The organism is Pseudomonas helleri, from assembly GCF_009600315.1.
In the GTDB taxonomy this organism is placed as follows: domain Bacteria; phylum Pseudomonadota; class Gammaproteobacteria; order Pseudomonadales; family Pseudomonadaceae; genus Aquipseudomonas; species Aquipseudomonas helleri_A.
This window is the reverse complement of record NZ_WIWC01000052.1, coordinates 1-14,676: the sequence shown is the minus strand read 5'-3', so window position 1 is coordinate 14,676 and position 14,676 is coordinate 1. Positions and strand designations below refer to the sequence as shown.

General features: G+C 52.7%; 13 protein-coding genes and 2 pseudogenes. 8 read left to right on the top strand and 7 right to left on the bottom strand.

Going from position 1 to position 14,676, the window contains the following annotated elements:
- Nucleotides 1–251: 251 nt before the first annotated feature.
- From GHN86_RS21190 to fabB, 3 genes are all read left to right on the top strand, one after another.
- Nucleotides 252–2,150, top strand: coding sequence for an ATP-binding protein (locus tag GHN86_RS21190; protein ID WP_153382101.1), 1,899 nt, complete (start codon nt 252–254; stop codon nt 2,148–2,150).
- 237 nt (nt 2,151–2,387) lie between these two features.
- Nucleotides 2,388–2,903: a 3-hydroxyacyl-[acyl-carrier-protein] dehydratase FabA gene (fabA, locus tag GHN86_RS21185; RefSeq protein WP_153382099.1), complete on the top strand. Its 516-nt coding sequence runs from the start codon at nt 2,388–2,390 to the stop codon at nt 2,901–2,903.
- Nucleotides 2,904–2,914: 11 nt separating this feature from the next.
- Nucleotides 2,915–4,135 (top strand): beta-ketoacyl-ACP synthase I, encoded by a 1,221-nt coding sequence (gene fabB / locus GHN86_RS21180; protein ID WP_122783887.1) that lies wholly within the window; start codon nt 2,915–2,917, stop codon nt 4,133–4,135.
- Between the two features lie 65 nt (nt 4,136–4,200).
- Here fabB and GHN86_RS21175 read toward each other — a convergent pair whose 3' ends face one another.
- A complete protein-coding gene (locus GHN86_RS21175) occupies nt 4,201–5,199 on the bottom strand; it encodes an amidohydrolase family protein (RefSeq protein ID WP_194286280.1) in 999 nt (332 codons plus the stop codon).
- 143 nt (nt 5,200–5,342) lie between these two features.
- On the opposite strand from GHN86_RS21175, the gene GHN86_RS21170 reads away from it, so the two are divergent.
- On the top strand, nt 5,343–5,762 hold the full coding sequence (locus GHN86_RS21170; RefSeq protein WP_153382097.1) for an OsmC family protein: 420 nt from the start codon (nt 5,343–5,345) through the stop codon (nt 5,760–5,762).
- Between the two features lie 64 nt (nt 5,763–5,826).
- Nucleotides 5,827–6,687: a pirin family protein gene (locus GHN86_RS21165; RefSeq protein ID WP_153382095.1), complete on the top strand. Its 861-nt coding sequence runs from the start codon at nt 5,827–5,829 to the stop codon at nt 6,685–6,687.
- A gap of 23 nt (nt 6,688–6,710) precedes the next feature.
- On the opposite strand, the gene GHN86_RS21160 is transcribed toward GHN86_RS21165, so the two are convergent.
- Nucleotides 6,711–8,030, bottom strand: coding sequence for a Na+/H+ antiporter family protein (locus tag GHN86_RS21160; protein WP_153382093.1), 1,320 nt, complete (start codon nt 8,028–8,030; stop codon nt 6,711–6,713).
- A 313-nt stretch (nt 8,031–8,343) separates the two neighbouring features.
- On the opposite strand from GHN86_RS21160, the pseudogene GHN86_RS24140 reads away from it, so the two are divergent.
- Nucleotides 8,344–9,633, top strand: a pseudogene (locus GHN86_RS24140) (HAMP domain-containing protein); the annotation flags it as partial.
- A 102-nt stretch (nt 9,634–9,735) separates the two neighbouring features.
- Nucleotides 9,736–10,491, top strand: coding sequence for a methyl-accepting chemotaxis protein (locus GHN86_RS24135; RefSeq protein WP_397463039.1), 756 nt, complete (start codon nt 9,736–9,738; stop codon nt 10,489–10,491).
- Nucleotides 10,492–10,539: 48 nt separating this feature from the next.
- Here GHN86_RS24135 and GHN86_RS21150 read toward each other — a convergent pair whose 3' ends face one another.
- From GHN86_RS21150 to GHN86_RS21140, 3 genes are read right to left on the bottom strand one after another with little or no spacing between them, the layout of a single operon-like run.
- A complete protein-coding gene (locus GHN86_RS21150) occupies nt 10,540–11,859 on the bottom strand; it encodes an ATP-binding protein (protein WP_323369528.1) in 1,320 nt (439 codons plus the stop codon).
- Nucleotides 11,856–12,524 carry a response regulator transcription factor gene (locus GHN86_RS21145; RefSeq protein ID WP_153382089.1) on the bottom strand — a complete coding sequence of 223 codons (669 nt, stop codon included), beginning with the start codon at nt 12,522–12,524 and terminating at the stop codon, nt 11,856–11,858. The genes GHN86_RS21150 and GHN86_RS21145 overlap by 4 nt, the downstream gene beginning before the upstream one ends.
- Entirely contained in the window at nt 12,524–12,838 is a 315-nt protein-coding gene (locus GHN86_RS21140) for a PepSY domain-containing protein (protein WP_153382134.1), read from the bottom strand. Before GHN86_RS21140 ends, GHN86_RS21145 begins: the two co-directional genes overlap by 1 nt.
- A 210-nt stretch (nt 12,839–13,048) precedes the next feature.
- Here GHN86_RS21140 and queD point away from each other — a divergent pair, with 210 nt between their 5' ends.
- Nucleotides 13,049–13,405, top strand: coding sequence for a 6-carboxytetrahydropterin synthase QueD (gene queD, locus GHN86_RS21135; RefSeq protein WP_323369527.1), 357 nt, complete (start codon nt 13,049–13,051; stop codon nt 13,403–13,405).
- 81 nt (nt 13,406–13,486) lie between these two features.
- On the opposite strand, the gene GHN86_RS21130 is transcribed toward queD, so the two are convergent.
- Entirely contained in the window at nt 13,487–14,035 is a 549-nt protein-coding gene (locus GHN86_RS21130; RefSeq protein WP_153382087.1) for an AAA family ATPase, read from the bottom strand.
- 15 nt (nt 14,036–14,050) lie between these two features.
- A pseudogene (locus tag GHN86_RS21125) lies at nt 14,051–14,245 on the bottom strand (transposase domain-containing protein); the annotation flags it as partial.
- Between the last annotated feature and the right edge of the window lie 431 nt (nt 14,246–14,676).

Genomic DNA, 14,676 nt, shown 5'->3' with positions numbered 1-14,676 from the left:
ATCTAGTCGTTGGCAATGGCCGCATTATACGGAGCACATCCTGCAAGGCGAGAGTTTGAACGTTTCAGATACCGGAAAATGAAGGGTTATGGCTGGAAAAGCGAGTCAGCTCAGTTACCATGCTGCCGGCAACTTAACAAAGTGAGGCAACCCTCGTGCCCACAAAATTGGCTGACTTCATAGTCAAGGATGAGCGAACACATGAGCAATACATCCGGGGCCATACGCAAGACTGACGGAGTGCTGCGTTAATGATCGCTCGCCGCCGTTGGGACATACACACCCGTACACAAATGATGAGCCTCGGGCCAGCACTTCTTTTGACATTGCTATTGATCAGTTTTTTTACCTTTGTACGTATTCAAGACTTGCGTCAGGAGATGAATCACACCGGCCAATTGATAGCCAACCAGTTGGCGCCTGCCACTGAATACGGGGTCATCACCGGTAACGCACAGGTGCTGGATACCTTGGTAAAAGCCTCGCTTAACACACCTCATGTACAGTTTGTGCAGGTACAGGACCGTAACAACAACGTGCTGGTTCATGCAGAGCAAACTACCTCACCTCAAGATCAAGCCGCGCCCACAGAAGTCTTTCAGGCACCTGTTCGTTTGCAACGAAACACCGCCGGTAATGCATTTGTATTGAGCAACCGCCAGGCTTCGGCTCCGGACGAGGATTACCTGGGCAAAGTACGTGTAGGCATGTCCAACCAGGCATTCAGCAAGCGCCAGCAGGAAATTTTGCTAAAAGCCGTGATTCTGGCGCTTTTTGCGCTTGGCTTTACCTATTTACTCGCCCGACGCCTGGCTTCCAACCTGTCCAGACCCATCATGGCCATGAGCAATGCAGTTAATGCCATCCAGCGAGGGGAATACAAAACGCCATTGCCCGTAGTCGATGATGGCGAGTTAGGCAACCTGGCTCAACATATCAACAATTTGGCCGACGGCTTGGCCAAAGCCAGCCGCGAGCAACAATCCGCTATTGCGCAATTGATTCAGGCACGCGAAGAAGCCGAACGCGCCAACAGCGCAAAAACTGACTTTCTGGCAATGATGAGTCACGAATTACGCACGCCAATGAATGGCGTTCTTGGCATGCTTCAATTATTGGAAACCACTGAAATGACCGAGGAGCAAGCCGAATACGCGGCCCTTGCCTCGGAGTCGACCGAACACCTGTTAAAAGTCATCAACGATATCCTCGACTTCTCGAGAATTGAGCGTTCGGCACTTGAACTCGAAAACATTCCGTTTAATCTCGCCGAGCTGGTCAGCAACTGTGCTCAGGCGTTTCAACACACAGCCGGGCAACGAGGGTTGCAGTTGCAGTTAACCATCCCGGAGGGCTTGCACAACCTGCACGTTCTGGGCGATCCCACCCGCATTCGGCAAATTCTGGTCAACCTGATTGGCAATGCCTTGAAGTTTACCGAACAGGGTCAGATCAGCATCGAACCGCACTGGCAGCCGCTGGATCATGAGTTGATCTGGTTTACCTGCACGGTGCGCGACAGCGGCATTGGCATCAGTACCGACAAGCTCGAATCAATGTTCAACGCATTCCAGCAGGCAGACAGTTCCATTTCGCGCCGCTATGGCGGAACGGGGCTGGGGCTGCCCATCGCTCGTACGCTGGCAGAGCGCATGGGTGGCACTCTGCATGCCAAAAGTGAAAAGGCTCAAGGCTCCGTGTTCACGCTGGAAATTCCACTGGAGCTTCACCACTCCATACCTTTAAACAACCGTCCCGACTTGACGGCGCAATCAAGACAAATGGCAGGCCGCACCATCCTGCTGGTCGAAGACAATCAGGTCAATCAAACGGTCATTGAGGCAGTATTGGTCGGGCTGGGCTACGAAGTGAGTGTGGTCACTGATGGCGCACAGGCCATTCACCGCGCCAACACTGAGCGCTACGCCGCTATTTTGATGGATTGCCGGCTACCGATCATAGACGGTTATGAAGCGACTCGGCAGATCCGCCAACTACCGGGCTGCACCACTGTTCCGATCATCGCTCTGACCGCCAACGCTTTACAGGGAGATAGAGAAGCCTGTCTGGAAGCCGGAATGAACGATTACCTCGCCAAGCCGTTCAAACGGGCGGATCTTGAACAGATCCTGCAACGTTGGGTCCAGTGATTTATGGCTAATTACTGGCGTTAAATACAAAAGTGCGGCAGTCTTAGGCACCCTGATGGGCCCCTGAACCGGCCTGATTTAAATTTTCAGTGAACAAGTGTACATTCTTGTCCTTGACGCTGTGACTTTCACTACAACGCAATAGTCTATGTGTAGGCTGGCGAACTGAAACATGAACGTTTCAGTTGGTCGGGAAGAATTGCCCCACCTGCCGCATGGGATTATTGAGGAGCTCGCATGACCAAACAAAACGCCTTTACTCGGGAAGATCTGCTGCGCTGTAGCCGCGGCGAACTTTTTGGCCCGGGTAACGCGCAACTGCCCGCCCCTAACATGCTGATGGTGGACCGCATCACCCTTATCAGTGACGAGGGCGGCAAGTACGGCAAAGGTGAATTGGTCGCCGAGCTGGATATCAATCCAGACCTGTGGTTCTTTGCTTGCCACTTTGAAGGCGATCCAGTCATGCCGGGCTGCCTGGGCCTTGATGCCATGTGGCAGCTGGTTGGCTTTTTCCTCGGCTGGCAAGGTTTGCCGGGCCGCGGTCGCGCACTGGGCTCAGGCGAAGTGAAGTTCTTCGGCCAAGTATTGCCAACCGCTAAAAAGATTACCTACAACATTCATATAAAACGCGTTCTGCGCGGCAAGCTGAACCTGGCCATTGCCGATGGTTCCGTGAGCGTAGATGGTCGCGAAATCTATACCGCCGAAGGCCTTCGAGTCGGCGTTTTTACTTCCACTGAAAACTTCTAAGGGTTATCCGCATGCGTCGCGTCGTTATCACTGGTCTGGGCATCGTTTCGTGCTTGGGCAATGACAAAGAGACCGTCTCCGCTAACCTGCGTGCAAGTCGACCTGGCATCCGATTCAATCCGGAATATGCCGAAATGGGTCTGCGTAGCCAGGTTTCCGGCTCCATTGACCTGCCTCTCGAAGAGCTGATCGATCGCAAGATTTATCGCTTCGTCGGCCACGCAGCGGCTTATGCTTACCTGGCCATGAAAGATGCCATCACGGATTCGGGTCTGACCGAGGAGCAAGTCTCCAACCCGCGTACTGGCCTGATCGCCGGTTCCGGCGGCGCATCGACCTTGAACCAGATGGAAGCGCTGGATATCCTGCGTGAAAAAGGCGTCAAGCGTGTTGGCCCGTACCGTGTAACGCGGACCATGGGCAGCACCGTATCCGCCTGCCTGGCCACGCCGTTCAAGATCAAGGGCGTGAACTACTCGATTTCCTCCGCCTGCGCCACCAGTGCTCACTGCATCGGTACCGCGGTTGAGCAAATCCAGTTAGGCAAACAAGACATCGTTTTTGCCGGCGGTGGCGAAGAAGAACATTGGAGCCAATCGTTCCTGTTCGACGCGATGGGCGCCCTGTCCACTCAATATAACGATACGCCTGAAAAAGCCTCCCGTGCCTACGATAAAAACCGTGACGGTTTTGTTATCGCTGGTGGTGGCGGCATGGTTGTCGTTGAAGAGTTGGAACACGCTCTGGCTCGTGGCGCCAAAATCTACGCTGAGATCGTTGGCTATGGCGCAACGTCCGACGGCTATGACATGGTGGCCCCAAGCGGCGAAGGCGCTATCCGCTGCATGCAGATGGCCATGGCAACGGTTGATGGCCCGATCGACTACCTCAACACCCACGGCACTTCTACTCCGGTAGGCGACGCCAAGGAAATGGAAGGTGTCCGTGCCGTGTTCGGCGACAAAGCCCCTGCAATCAGCTCGACCAAAAGCCTGTCGGGTCACTCCCTGGGCGCCGCAGGCGTTCACGAAGCGATTTACTGCTTGCTGATGATGGAAGGCAACTTCATTGCCGGTTCTGCCAACATCGAGGAACTGGACCCGGTTGTCGCCGACATGCCAATCCTGACCAAGACCCGCGAAGACGTTACATTGAACAATGTGATGAGCAACAGCTTCGGTTTCGGTGGCACTAACGCCACACTGGTACTGAAGCGCTGGACTGGTCAATAAGCCGTCCACTCGCGACAAAAAATGCCCCGAATACTCGGGGCATTTTTTTGTCTGCAAGAGACCGGTTAGCGTTGCTTGGGCAGCACGGACACGAAATTATCCTTGGCTACTTTATGTGCGACGCTTTCAGGCAAGGCATCGAGAAAGGGATCAAAACTCTTTAATTCCTGACCCAGTTTGTCAAAGCGGCCTACCACATCTGACCCCAGCATAAATCGGTCCGGGAAGCGCTCTACAAGCGCGACCCATTCAGGCCGGGCCTTACCGTTTTCATCCAGCAGATACGGCGTAAGCATGCTCCAGGAAAGGTCTATATACAGGTTAGGGTATTTAGCCAATAGACGTGTCAGCTCAGGCAGCAAAAACGGCATTTGCGTCTGGTGCCGATGAATTTCGGCGCTGGTGCCCGCATGTGCCCAAATAAATCGGGTATCAGGATGCAGGGTTAGCGGCTCCTCAATCTCGGCCAGATACAGCGGATTACGCTCTCGCTTGGACGTAATGTTGGAATGCACTAAAACGGGTAAATCATACTTCGCGGCCAATTCGTAGACCTTGCTCAGCGCTTCATTGTTAGCGCGCGGAGTATCACCGGAAATGAGGGCCGTGAGGTCGTCATGGCGCGTGAAGACTTCACCGATGCCTTGCCACAACCCAGGATCCAGATCGAGCATGCGCTGTATGTGAGCCGCCGAGTTTTTGTCATTTGGATTAAACCCTGACAAAAACGGATGAAAATGCTCGCGCTGCTCTGCAGTCAACTGCTTGACAGCCGTGGCAACCCATACATCCGTTGCGCTATACCAATAGGCATCAGCATCATCGCCGGCGTAATAACGTGGCCGCTTGGGCTCGTCCTCGTGCCATTTTTTGGCGACCGGAATACCGGAAATCATCACATGAGTAATGCGATTCTTGGCCATGACCTGAAGTAACGAACTCATGCCCTCGGTTTCCTGGAAGAAATCGACATAGTGAAGGTGGGCATCGCTGTAGGCATAGTCCCTTGCTTGAACCCATGCACTTGCAATCAACAGCGCCAAAGCCAGCGCAGAGTGTTTCATTCGCACCTTAAATCTCCTCTCCCGAAGTCTGTGTAGACCTGCGACGAAGCTGACAGGTTCAGCAAGCGATTAAAGGGAACGCACAACGCGCAACATGCTCTATAAAGATCAAGACCTTTATCTCTGCCACTGTGAGGTTTGCCATGACTGTTACCGTAAATACCGTGTCTCACGACAGCTTTCGCCACAGCATCAAGATCGACGATCAAGAACCCGTGTTCACTGATCTACCCAAAACAATGGGAGGAGAAAGCTCGGCCCCGTCCCCCCATGACTATTTCGATGCCGCTCTAGGCGCGTGCAAAGCCCTCACGGTCAAGCTCTATGCGCAAAAGAAGGGCATTCCGTTGACAGGGGTCACGGTGGAAGTCAAACACGACGCCACTGAGGAGCAGCAGGGCAAATACGCGCTGCATGTCAAACTGACACTTAAAGGCGTTTTGACCGATGCTCAACGCGATGAACTCCACAGAGTGGCTGATAAGTGTCCGGTGCATAAACTGATGACCACCGCCGACATTACCATCGAGACACATTTGTCTGAGGGTGCTTTCAGTCAGTAACCCAAAAACAGGACCATATGGCGTTGAGTTATGCTCAACGCTTTCCCTCTGCTGGTAATACACGATGGACACCTTGACTGTAATTCACCCCCGAGCTGAAGACGTCGAAGGTCAACCAATCCTACGCCCCCTGCCCTCAGCCAAATGCCGTAGCGTTGGGCCTTTCGTATTTTTCGATCATATGCTGCAAACACGCTATGGGCCTGGCCAAGGGATGAACATTCGGCAGCATCCACATATCGGCCTGTCGACGCTGACCTATTTATTTGAAGGGCAACTGCTGCATAAGGACAGCTTGGGCTCGGACCAGCTCGTCAACCCTGGCGAGGTCAGCTGGATGACGGCAGGTGCCGCGATTGCCCATATTGAAAGAACACCCAGCGCGTTAAGGGCTCAAGGCTCAACCTTACATGGTCTGCAAGTGTGGCTGGCCTCTCCCATAAAGGATGAACAAGGTCCAGGGCTGTACAGCCATCACACTGCCGACAGCTTGCCCGTCATTAACAATTCAGGTGTCCAGATTCGTCTGATCGCAGGTACTGGGTTTGGTCTAACTTCCCCTGTACCCGTGCTCTCGCCGACCCTGTATGCCGAAGTGAATATGCAGAAAGCCACCACGTTCCTGATCCCGGCTGATCATCCTGAGCGCGCGGTCTATGTAGTGGAAGGAGATGTTCGACTGAATGGCCAAGCTATCGAGCCCCATAGCCTTGTGCTGCTGCCCGCCGCGCAGGAGGCTACATTGTTCGCAGAGAGTGATTGCCATCTGGTATTGATTGGAGGCGCGGCGCTGGACGGCCCGAGGCGCATGAACTGGAACTTTGTGGCCAGTAATACGGCGCTGATAGATCAGGCCAGAGCACGATGGGCGGCAGGCGATTGGCCGACCGTTCCAGGGGAAAACGGTCGGATTGAACTGCCATGAGCGCTTGCCGCCGCTCGCTCTTTTTACAGAATCATTGCCGCCACCCAGCCAAAGGCCAGTAAGGGCAAGTTGTAGTGCAGAAAAGTCGGTACGACGGTGTCCCAGATATGATGATGCTGCCCGTCAACATTCAGACCGGAGGTCGGCCCCAAGGTGGAGTCTGACGCAGGCGAGCCAGCGTCACCCAAGGCCCCCGCCGTTCCGACGATACAAACTATGGCCATCGGGCTAAACCCCAGCTGCACGCACAAGGGCACAAAAATAGCCGCCAGAATGGGCACAGTCGAAAACGACGAACCAATGCCCATGGTCACCAATAGCCCGACCAGCAACATCAGCAGTGCGCCAATTCCTTTGTTGTGGTTTATCCAACCAGCGGAAGCCTCCACCAGAGATTTAACTTCACCTGTTGCCTTCATCACCTCGGCAAAACCTGAGGCCGCGATCATGATGAAACCGATCATGGCCATCATTTTCATGCCTTCGGTAAACAGGTCGTCAGTTTCACGCCAACGCACAATCCCCGAGGCGGAGAAAATCAGAAACCCCGCCAACGCACCAATAATCATGGACCCCAGCCATAGCTGGATGATAAACGCAGCAGCAATGGCAAGCCCGGCCACGATCAATGTCATGGGGTTGTACTTGACTGCTACTTGCTCGACCTGCTCAATTTTGACCAAGTCATACTCGCGCTTTTTGCGATAGCTGATAAACACGGCCACCAACAAGCCAAACACCATGCCCAGCGCAGGAATGGCCATCGCATGAGTAACATTGACCTGACTGACATCCACACCGCTATTGCGCACATTCGCGAGCAAAATTTGATTGAGGAAGATATTGCCAAAACCAACGGGTAAAAACATATAAGGCGTGATCAAACCAAATGTCATGACACAGGCGATTAAACGCCGGTCAATTTTCAACTTGGTCAGCACATAAAGAAGAGGCGGAACCAACAAAGGAATAAATGCGATATGAATCGGCAGGATGTTTTGCGAGCAGATCGCAACCACCAGCAACAAGCCAATCAAAAGCCATTTGATCCGATTACCACCGGCAGCCTGCTGCTTGTTAACCATGATCAAGGCTTTATCGGCCAAGGCATGGGCCAGACCTGATTTTGCGATAGCGACCGCGAAAGCTCCCAACATGGCGTAAGACAAGGCGACTTGAGCCCCGCCGCCAAGCCCGCTATTGAACGCATTGAGCGTCGCTTCAACGCCTAAGCCGCCCACAAGGCCGCCAACAACAGCCCCCACGATAAGAGCGATCACCACATGCACACGGGACAAGCTGAGCACCAGCATGATGCCGACCGCTGCAATTACTGCATTCATCTTTACAACCTCATAGAGCGCACCACGATAAAACACCGTAAAGCGGGAAATTCCGGACGCAAGACTGCTGTTGCAGTCGCCGGATCTGAAGGAAGGACTTATTTGAGGGCGCACACTTTGCAGCAGCATGAGCGCCTTGTCAAAGTGAAGTCCGAAGACCGCCACTGCACGTGCGCCCAAGAGTGCTACCCCCATCATTTAGAGGCTGAAGGTTTTATCAGTGCTGAATCCAAAGGTTTAAAAAGCAGAGATTGCAGTAAAGAAAAACCGCTGGCGGCCGCTAACAGTCAAAGCCTCTATTTAGGATGTCTCCATGTCGGTCAGACAGCTTTCCATCCAGTGGAAAATCTCCCTCCTCTCCGGACTTTGCCTACTCAGTATCGTAGCCCTGCTGGTTGGACTTTCGCTTTATCGCATGGACTACACAACCCAGCTCGTAGAGGCTTCGAGCACACAGATGCTCAATGAGTCGGCCAAGGCTCGCATTGAAGCCCAAGGCGAAGCTCAGGCGCTGGCAATCAGTCGTCAGTTTATGGATGCCTATCAGTACGGCAATGGTTTCGCACGCCAAGTCCTGTTTTTACGTGAGCAATCGGAAAAGCGCTTTCTGGACGCCTTCGACTTGCGTGAAGACCTGACCCGCCAGGTAAAAGCGGCATTACAAGCCAATCCTGATTTGCTTGGCTTGTCCTTAGTATTTGAAGCCAACGCACTGGATAGCAAGGATGCGTTGTTTGACCATCAAAAAGAGCTGGGCAGCAATGATAAAGGCCGCTTTTCTCTCTATTGGTCGCAGCCTACGCCCGGCACACTGACCTCGATGACATTGCCGGAAGCCGATCTGGTAGACACCAGTACCGGCCCAAGCGGGCAGGCCAATAACTCGTGGTTCACTTGCCCTCGAGAAACACTCAAACCGTGCATTATCGAGCCATATTTTTACGAGATCGATGGTCAGAACGTGTTGATGACCAGCATCGTTTTTCCACTGCTGGTCAATGGCAAGCTGATCGCTTCGCTTTCGGTTGATATCAACCTCAATAGCCTGCAAGCCATAAGCAAACTGGCGAGTCAAAAGCTTTATGACGGGCAAACCAATGTCAGCATTGTAAGTTCGGCAGGCATATTGGCTGGTTTCAGCAAGGATGCGAGCAAGCTGGCACAACGCCTTGATCAAGTAGATGTCGAAGATGGTGCGCAACTCACAAAACTGATGGCCACTGGCGATCAGCCGCAAAGCCTGCATCAGCACGAACGTCTTAAAATACTGACCCCGTTCAAACCTATCCCAGGCAGCAAGCCATGGGGCGTATTGCTGGACGTGCCTGAAAAGGTGCTGGTAGGCCCCGCTCAAGCGTTGCAAGTTGAGCTGGAAACACGAAATCGCGACGGAGCCCTGATTGAACTTGGGTTGGGATCGTTTGCTGCGGTCATCGGCTTGCTACTGATATGGCTAATGGCACGCAGCGTCACACGCCCGATTCTGGGCGTGGCCAATATGCTGGAAGACATTGCCAGTGGCGAAGGCGATCTGACACGACGTCTGGCCTATGACAAAAAGGACGAGTTAGGCCAATTGGCCGGCTGGTTCAACCGCTTCCTCGACAAATTACAACCCATTATTGCTGAGGTTAAACGCTCAGTGCAGGATGCCCGCAATACGGCTGATCAGTCAGCGGCTATCGCCACCCAGACCAGCGCTGGCATGGAGCAGCAGTACCGTCAGGTTGATCAGGCTGCCACGGCATCCCATGAAATGAGTGCCACTGCACAGGATGTGGCACGTAGCGCGGCCCAAGCCGCTCAAGCTGCCCGGGAGGCAGATGAAGCAACTCGGCAAGGGCTGACCATTATTGATCGCACCACATCCAGCATTGATGTTCTGGCCGCTGACATGAACGTGGCCATGACCCAAGTTGAAGGGCTGGCGGCTAACAGTGAGAAAATCGGCTCGGTGCTGGAAGTCATTCGAGCCATTGCAGAACAAACCAATTTACTGGCATTGAATGCTGCCATTGAAGCGGCGCGTGCAGGTGAGGCCGGTCGAGGTTTTGCGGTAGTGGCTGACGAAGTTCGTAACCTGGCCCGCCGAACACAAGAGTCGGTCGAAGAAACCCGGCAAGTCATCGAACAGTTGCAAGTGGGGACTCAAGAAGTCGTCAGTTCAATGAGCAACAGCCATCGTCAAGCCCAAGGCAGCGTTGAGCAAGTAAGTCAGGCTGTGACGGCTTTGCAACAAATCGGTAATGCCGTTACGGTCATCACGGACATGAACCTGCAGATTGCCAGCGCTGCGGAAGAACAGAGCGCAGTGGCCGAAGAGATTAACAACAATGTCGCCACTATCCGCGATGTGACCGAGTCTTTGTCCGAGCAGGCCAATGAATCTGCACGGGTCAGCCAGTCACTGAATACTCTGGCGAACCAACAGCAAACGTTGATGGATCAATTTCGCGTCTAACTATGCGCTCCGGGTGAACGGTGACTGGCTTTGTAGGACCAGTTACCGTTATCGCAGCCGCACCTGTAACTTGATCAACACTGATAACCCACCCAATGCTCCCGTAGACAGTTGCATCTCTCCTCCCCAAGCTTCTATGACATCCCTAACAATACCCAAGCCCAAACCATGTCCACTGGTTTGTTCATCGAGCCGGGTTCCTCGGCTGAACACTTGATCTCTTTCTGTCTCAGGAATACCTGGGCCATCATCTTGTACTTCGATCTCAAACTCGTTCCCTCTCTGAAGGATTCTTAGCTCAACCTCAGAGTCCGCCCATTTGCAGGCGTTATCCAACAAATTACCAAGCAGTTCGAGCATGTCCTCACGATCCCAGGGCATGTGAAGACCTGAAGGGACATTACATTTCAGTTCGATATGCTTGCCGTAAATCATGCCAAGGGTGGCCATCAAGCCTGGCAGTTCTGCATCTGCTTCAAAGTGAGCGCCTGGAAGCGCATCACCGGCCAAGCGAGCACGATTAAGTTCGCGGCTCATGCGTTGTTGTATGTATTCGAGTTGCTCGCTCAGAGTGCTCTGGATCTGGGGGTAAGCAGCAAGGCGCGGATCCTTCGCCAAACTGAACAATACTGCCAAAGGCGTTTTTAATGCGTGCCCCAAATTGCCAACGGCATTTCGCGAGCGCTTCAAGTTGTCCTCGGTGTGGATCAACAAGTGGTTTATCTGCGTGACCAATGGCTCCAGTTCCTGAGGAACCTTCTCATCAAGCTGCGAACGCTGCCCCGCCTGTAATTGGATTATCTGTTTTCGGGCAGTTTCCAAAGGCCGTAATGCTGTTCGTACCGTCACCCGTTGAAGCAGCAAGATCACGATCAGAGCTACGACCCAAATACCTAAGCCCACCCGTTGAACTTGCTGGAAGCTTTTTCGAATGGGTGTGTAGTCCTGAGCCACTGTGATGGAGACCGTTTGGCCAAAGCGCTGATAATTGCTGTTTAAAACAAGCAGCATCTGGCCATCAGGCCCAGGTTCCAGAGTTCGATCCAATCCCGGGTGATTGGGCCGAGGTAGCTGAGCATCCCACAACGAGCGTGAACGCCAATGCGTATCACCGAAGGCAATACTGAAATAATGGCCCGAAAAAGGTCGCTGATACGCCGGTGATATTCGGCGCTCATCCAACTGCAACCCTTGGGGCGTTCGGCTCAACGCGATCAACAGATTTTCGCTGTCGTTTTGCAATCCTGATTCCAGATAGCGCTGAAGCCCGTTTTCAAATAACCAGATGCTGACTTGCCCAACCACCAGGCCGGCAATCAACAAACCACTGATTAAACCCAGACTCAAACGCCTCTGAATGGATTTCACTGATCACCAGCACCAAATATATACCCTTGCCCACGGCGTGTTTCTATCACCGCTCGCCCGAGTTTGCGCCGCAAGTGGTTCACATGGACTTCCAGAACATTAGAGTCACGCTCAGTCTCACCATCGTAAAGATGTTCTGCCAGATGACTTTTGGAAAGAATTTGTTGAGGGTGCAGCATAAAATAACGCAGAAGACGAAACTCGGAAGCTGTCAATTGCACTTCTTCGCCAAGATTGATTGCGCATTGACGCGCCTCATCTAGCTGAAGGCCTGCAGACTTCAAAAGTGGTTGGTTCACCTGACCGTGAGATCGACGCAATAACGCCTGCACTCGCAATTGCAGTTCTTCAGGATGAAACGGTTTAGTGACATAGTCATCAGCACCAACCTTTAGACCGTCAATGCGCTCTGACCAAGAACTGCGCGCAGTCAAAATGAGCACCGGTATAGACACACCTTCAGCTCGCCACTGTTTAAGCACCTCAATACCAGACAGTCCAGGCAGCCCCAGATCGAGAATAATTAAATCATACGGCTCACTTTTACCCTGATAAAGAGCATCACGGCCATCGGCCAACCAATCGACCGCATAACCTTGGCGAGAAAGACTCGCCACCAGTTGATCAGCCAAGGGGACATGATCCTCTACCAACAGCAGCCTCATTAATCATCTTCCTCATCTTTGAGCAAACGGCCATCACTGGCATCAAGCTTTATTTCGCGCACAATTCCAGCCGGCGTTAACAGCTCGACTTCATAAACATATACATCGTGCTTCTCCTCCAGCTCAGCTTCCAGAAGCTTGGCCCCCGGGTGACGCAGCAGAACCTGTTGCAGGAGTTGCTCCAATGGCAAAATTGCGCCTCGCTGACGTAAACGCAAGGCCTCGTCCTGCCCTAAATCACGCGCCGAGGCCGATGAGCAGAATACACAAAGTATCAGCGCAGCAGCCTTGCCAACTTGCATATTCACTGTCATCACCTGTCTCGCTGGCCTCCGCCTGATCACCTGCTTGCAGTATCGCAAACATTTGATCATAGAGATGCAGGCTTAACTGAAACTGAATTTGCCAACTTGATGACAGCGTGACCCTAAGGGCGAATTCCGCACATAAGGGGTTAGCTGCTAAACTGCAGGCCTGCATTCGTCGCTTAGGCGATAGCCACCTTTTCAAGAGCAATCAACACTGTGGAAATTTTCAAAGAATTCACCTTCGAATCAGCGCATAAATTGCCTTACGTACCAGAAGGCCATAAATGCGGTCGTTTACACGGTCATTCGTTCAAGATTGCGATCCATTTAAGCGGTGACATTGATCCTGCTACGGGCTGGATACGTGACTTCTCGGAAATTAAAGCCATTTTCAAACCGCTTTACGAGCGACTTGATCATAACTACCTGAACGACATTCCTGGGTTGGAAAATCCAACCAGCGAAGTGCTGGCAAAATGGATTTGGCAACAACTCAAACCGCTGCTTCCAGAATTGTCTGCAATTCGCATCCATGAAACGTGCACAAGTGGCTGTATTTATTACGGTGATTAAGAACCGTCGTCAAAAAAAAACCACCTATTGAGGTGGTTTTTTTATATACCTGACAAAAGTAAGCGTATAGCCAACACACATTCATATGACTGACGATGTGTAGTTCAGTCCTTCAATTGCATCCAGTATTTGCCGTACCCGATCTGTAACGGACATGTCGCCCTCAAGCTTTAAGACAGTACAGGTAAGCGCAGTCAGCCATTTCTGATGTCTGGCCAAGCTACGCCCAGGGACGTCCCCCTCATCATACTGAGCTGCCCAAGCCAGAAACTCGGGCTTTGCTTGACCGAAGCGTTTAACCTCTCGACGTTTTAGTCTCTCTAATCTGAGCTCAGCAGGAAGATAAAGGAACACCACAAGATCAAATTCGCTCTCAAGCGGTTGCCCCCAGTCCATTACTGATCCGGCAACCACTGCACGGCCATGCGAGCGCATTTCTTGTAGCAAGCGCTCCCCTCGTTGCATTTTGTCTGCCAGATGCAGATATGGCGGGTTACTGGGCAGCCACAAAAAATCATCTGCTTCCAGGTGAGTTGTGCTCAGTTCCTTTGCTAAAGCATTCGCTAAGGTCGTGGTGCCGGTACCTGCCGCGCCTGTGATCAAGATGTAACGAGCCGTCTCTTTCGTCATTTCGCTTTCAGCACTCTAAAACTTTGCCATCTCCGATATATCAATAGTGCCCCACTGATGTGGCAGCCGAGTGAGAACGTCCTTCAGGTACGCATACGGATCATGTCCATTTTTACGCGCAGACTGGATCAAGCTCATGATTGCTGCCGCCCGTATGCCGCTGCGTAACGATCCGGCGAACAACCAGCTCGAGCAGCCAAGTGCACATGGCGCTTGGGCTATTCGCGCGGTTCGGCCGACGCAACCGGCGGACTCAGTGCGTTCAGCTCGGCGTCTATGGTTGCGAAGTCGGTGTCGATGCTAATCATAGCGTGAGTCCACGGACAAAGCGGGCGCAGCCGTCAGGATCGGAGGTTGACCATTTCACTGTGATCGATTGTTCGCCAAGCAACAGCTCGATGATCGCCACTGCTTCCGCCTGCCATTTGGGCGTGGCCCCCAACGGAACGAAAGCTGGCAACGTCGCTGGTGAGTAAGCTCGGTAAAGTGGTAGCTACTTTCGGAAGGTGACTATGCCAGTCGCTTACTGACAAAGGATAAGACTAATATCCCAAGGTTTTTTTCGCCCACAAAAACAAACCCCCTGTCTGCGTGAGCAGACAGGGGGTTTGGAATTTAATCTTGACGATGACCTACTCTCA

Excerpts from the sequence above, each read along its gene's own strand:
- GHN86_RS21190 (WP_153382101.1), top strand. The coding sequence starts at position 252 with ATGATCGCTCGCCGCCGTTGGGACATACACACCCGTACACAAATGATG.
- fabA (WP_153382099.1), top strand. The coding sequence starts at position 2,388 with ATGACCAAACAAAACGCCTTTACTCGGGAAGATCTGCTGCGCTGTAGC.
- fabB (WP_122783887.1), top strand. The coding sequence starts at position 2,915 with ATGCGTCGCGTCGTTATCACTGGTCTGGGCATCGTTTCGTGCTTGGGC.
- GHN86_RS21175 (WP_194286280.1), bottom strand. The coding sequence starts at position 5,199 with ATGAAACACTCTGCGCTGGCTTTGGCGCTGTTGATTGCAAGTGCATGG.
- GHN86_RS21170 (WP_153382097.1), top strand. The coding sequence starts at position 5,343 with ATGACTGTTACCGTAAATACCGTGTCTCACGACAGCTTTCGCCACAGC.
- GHN86_RS21165 (WP_153382095.1), top strand. The coding sequence starts at position 5,827 with ATGGACACCTTGACTGTAATTCACCCCCGAGCTGAAGACGTCGAAGGT.
- GHN86_RS21160 (WP_153382093.1), bottom strand. The coding sequence starts at position 8,030 with ATGAATGCAGTAATTGCAGCGGTCGGCATCATGCTGGTGCTCAGCTTG.
- GHN86_RS24135 (WP_397463039.1), top strand. The coding sequence starts at position 9,736 with ATGGAGCAGCAGTACCGTCAGGTTGATCAGGCTGCCACGGCATCCCAT.
- GHN86_RS21145 (WP_153382089.1), bottom strand. The coding sequence starts at position 12,524 with ATGAGGCTGCTGTTGGTAGAGGATCATGTCCCCTTGGCTGATCAACTG.
- GHN86_RS21140 (WP_153382134.1), bottom strand. The coding sequence starts at position 12,838 with ATGACAGTGAATATGCAAGTTGGCAAGGCTGCTGCGCTGATACTTTGT.
- GHN86_RS21130 (WP_153382087.1), bottom strand. The coding sequence starts at position 14,035 with ATGACGAAAGAGACGGCTCGTTACATCTTGATCACAGGCGCGGCAGGT.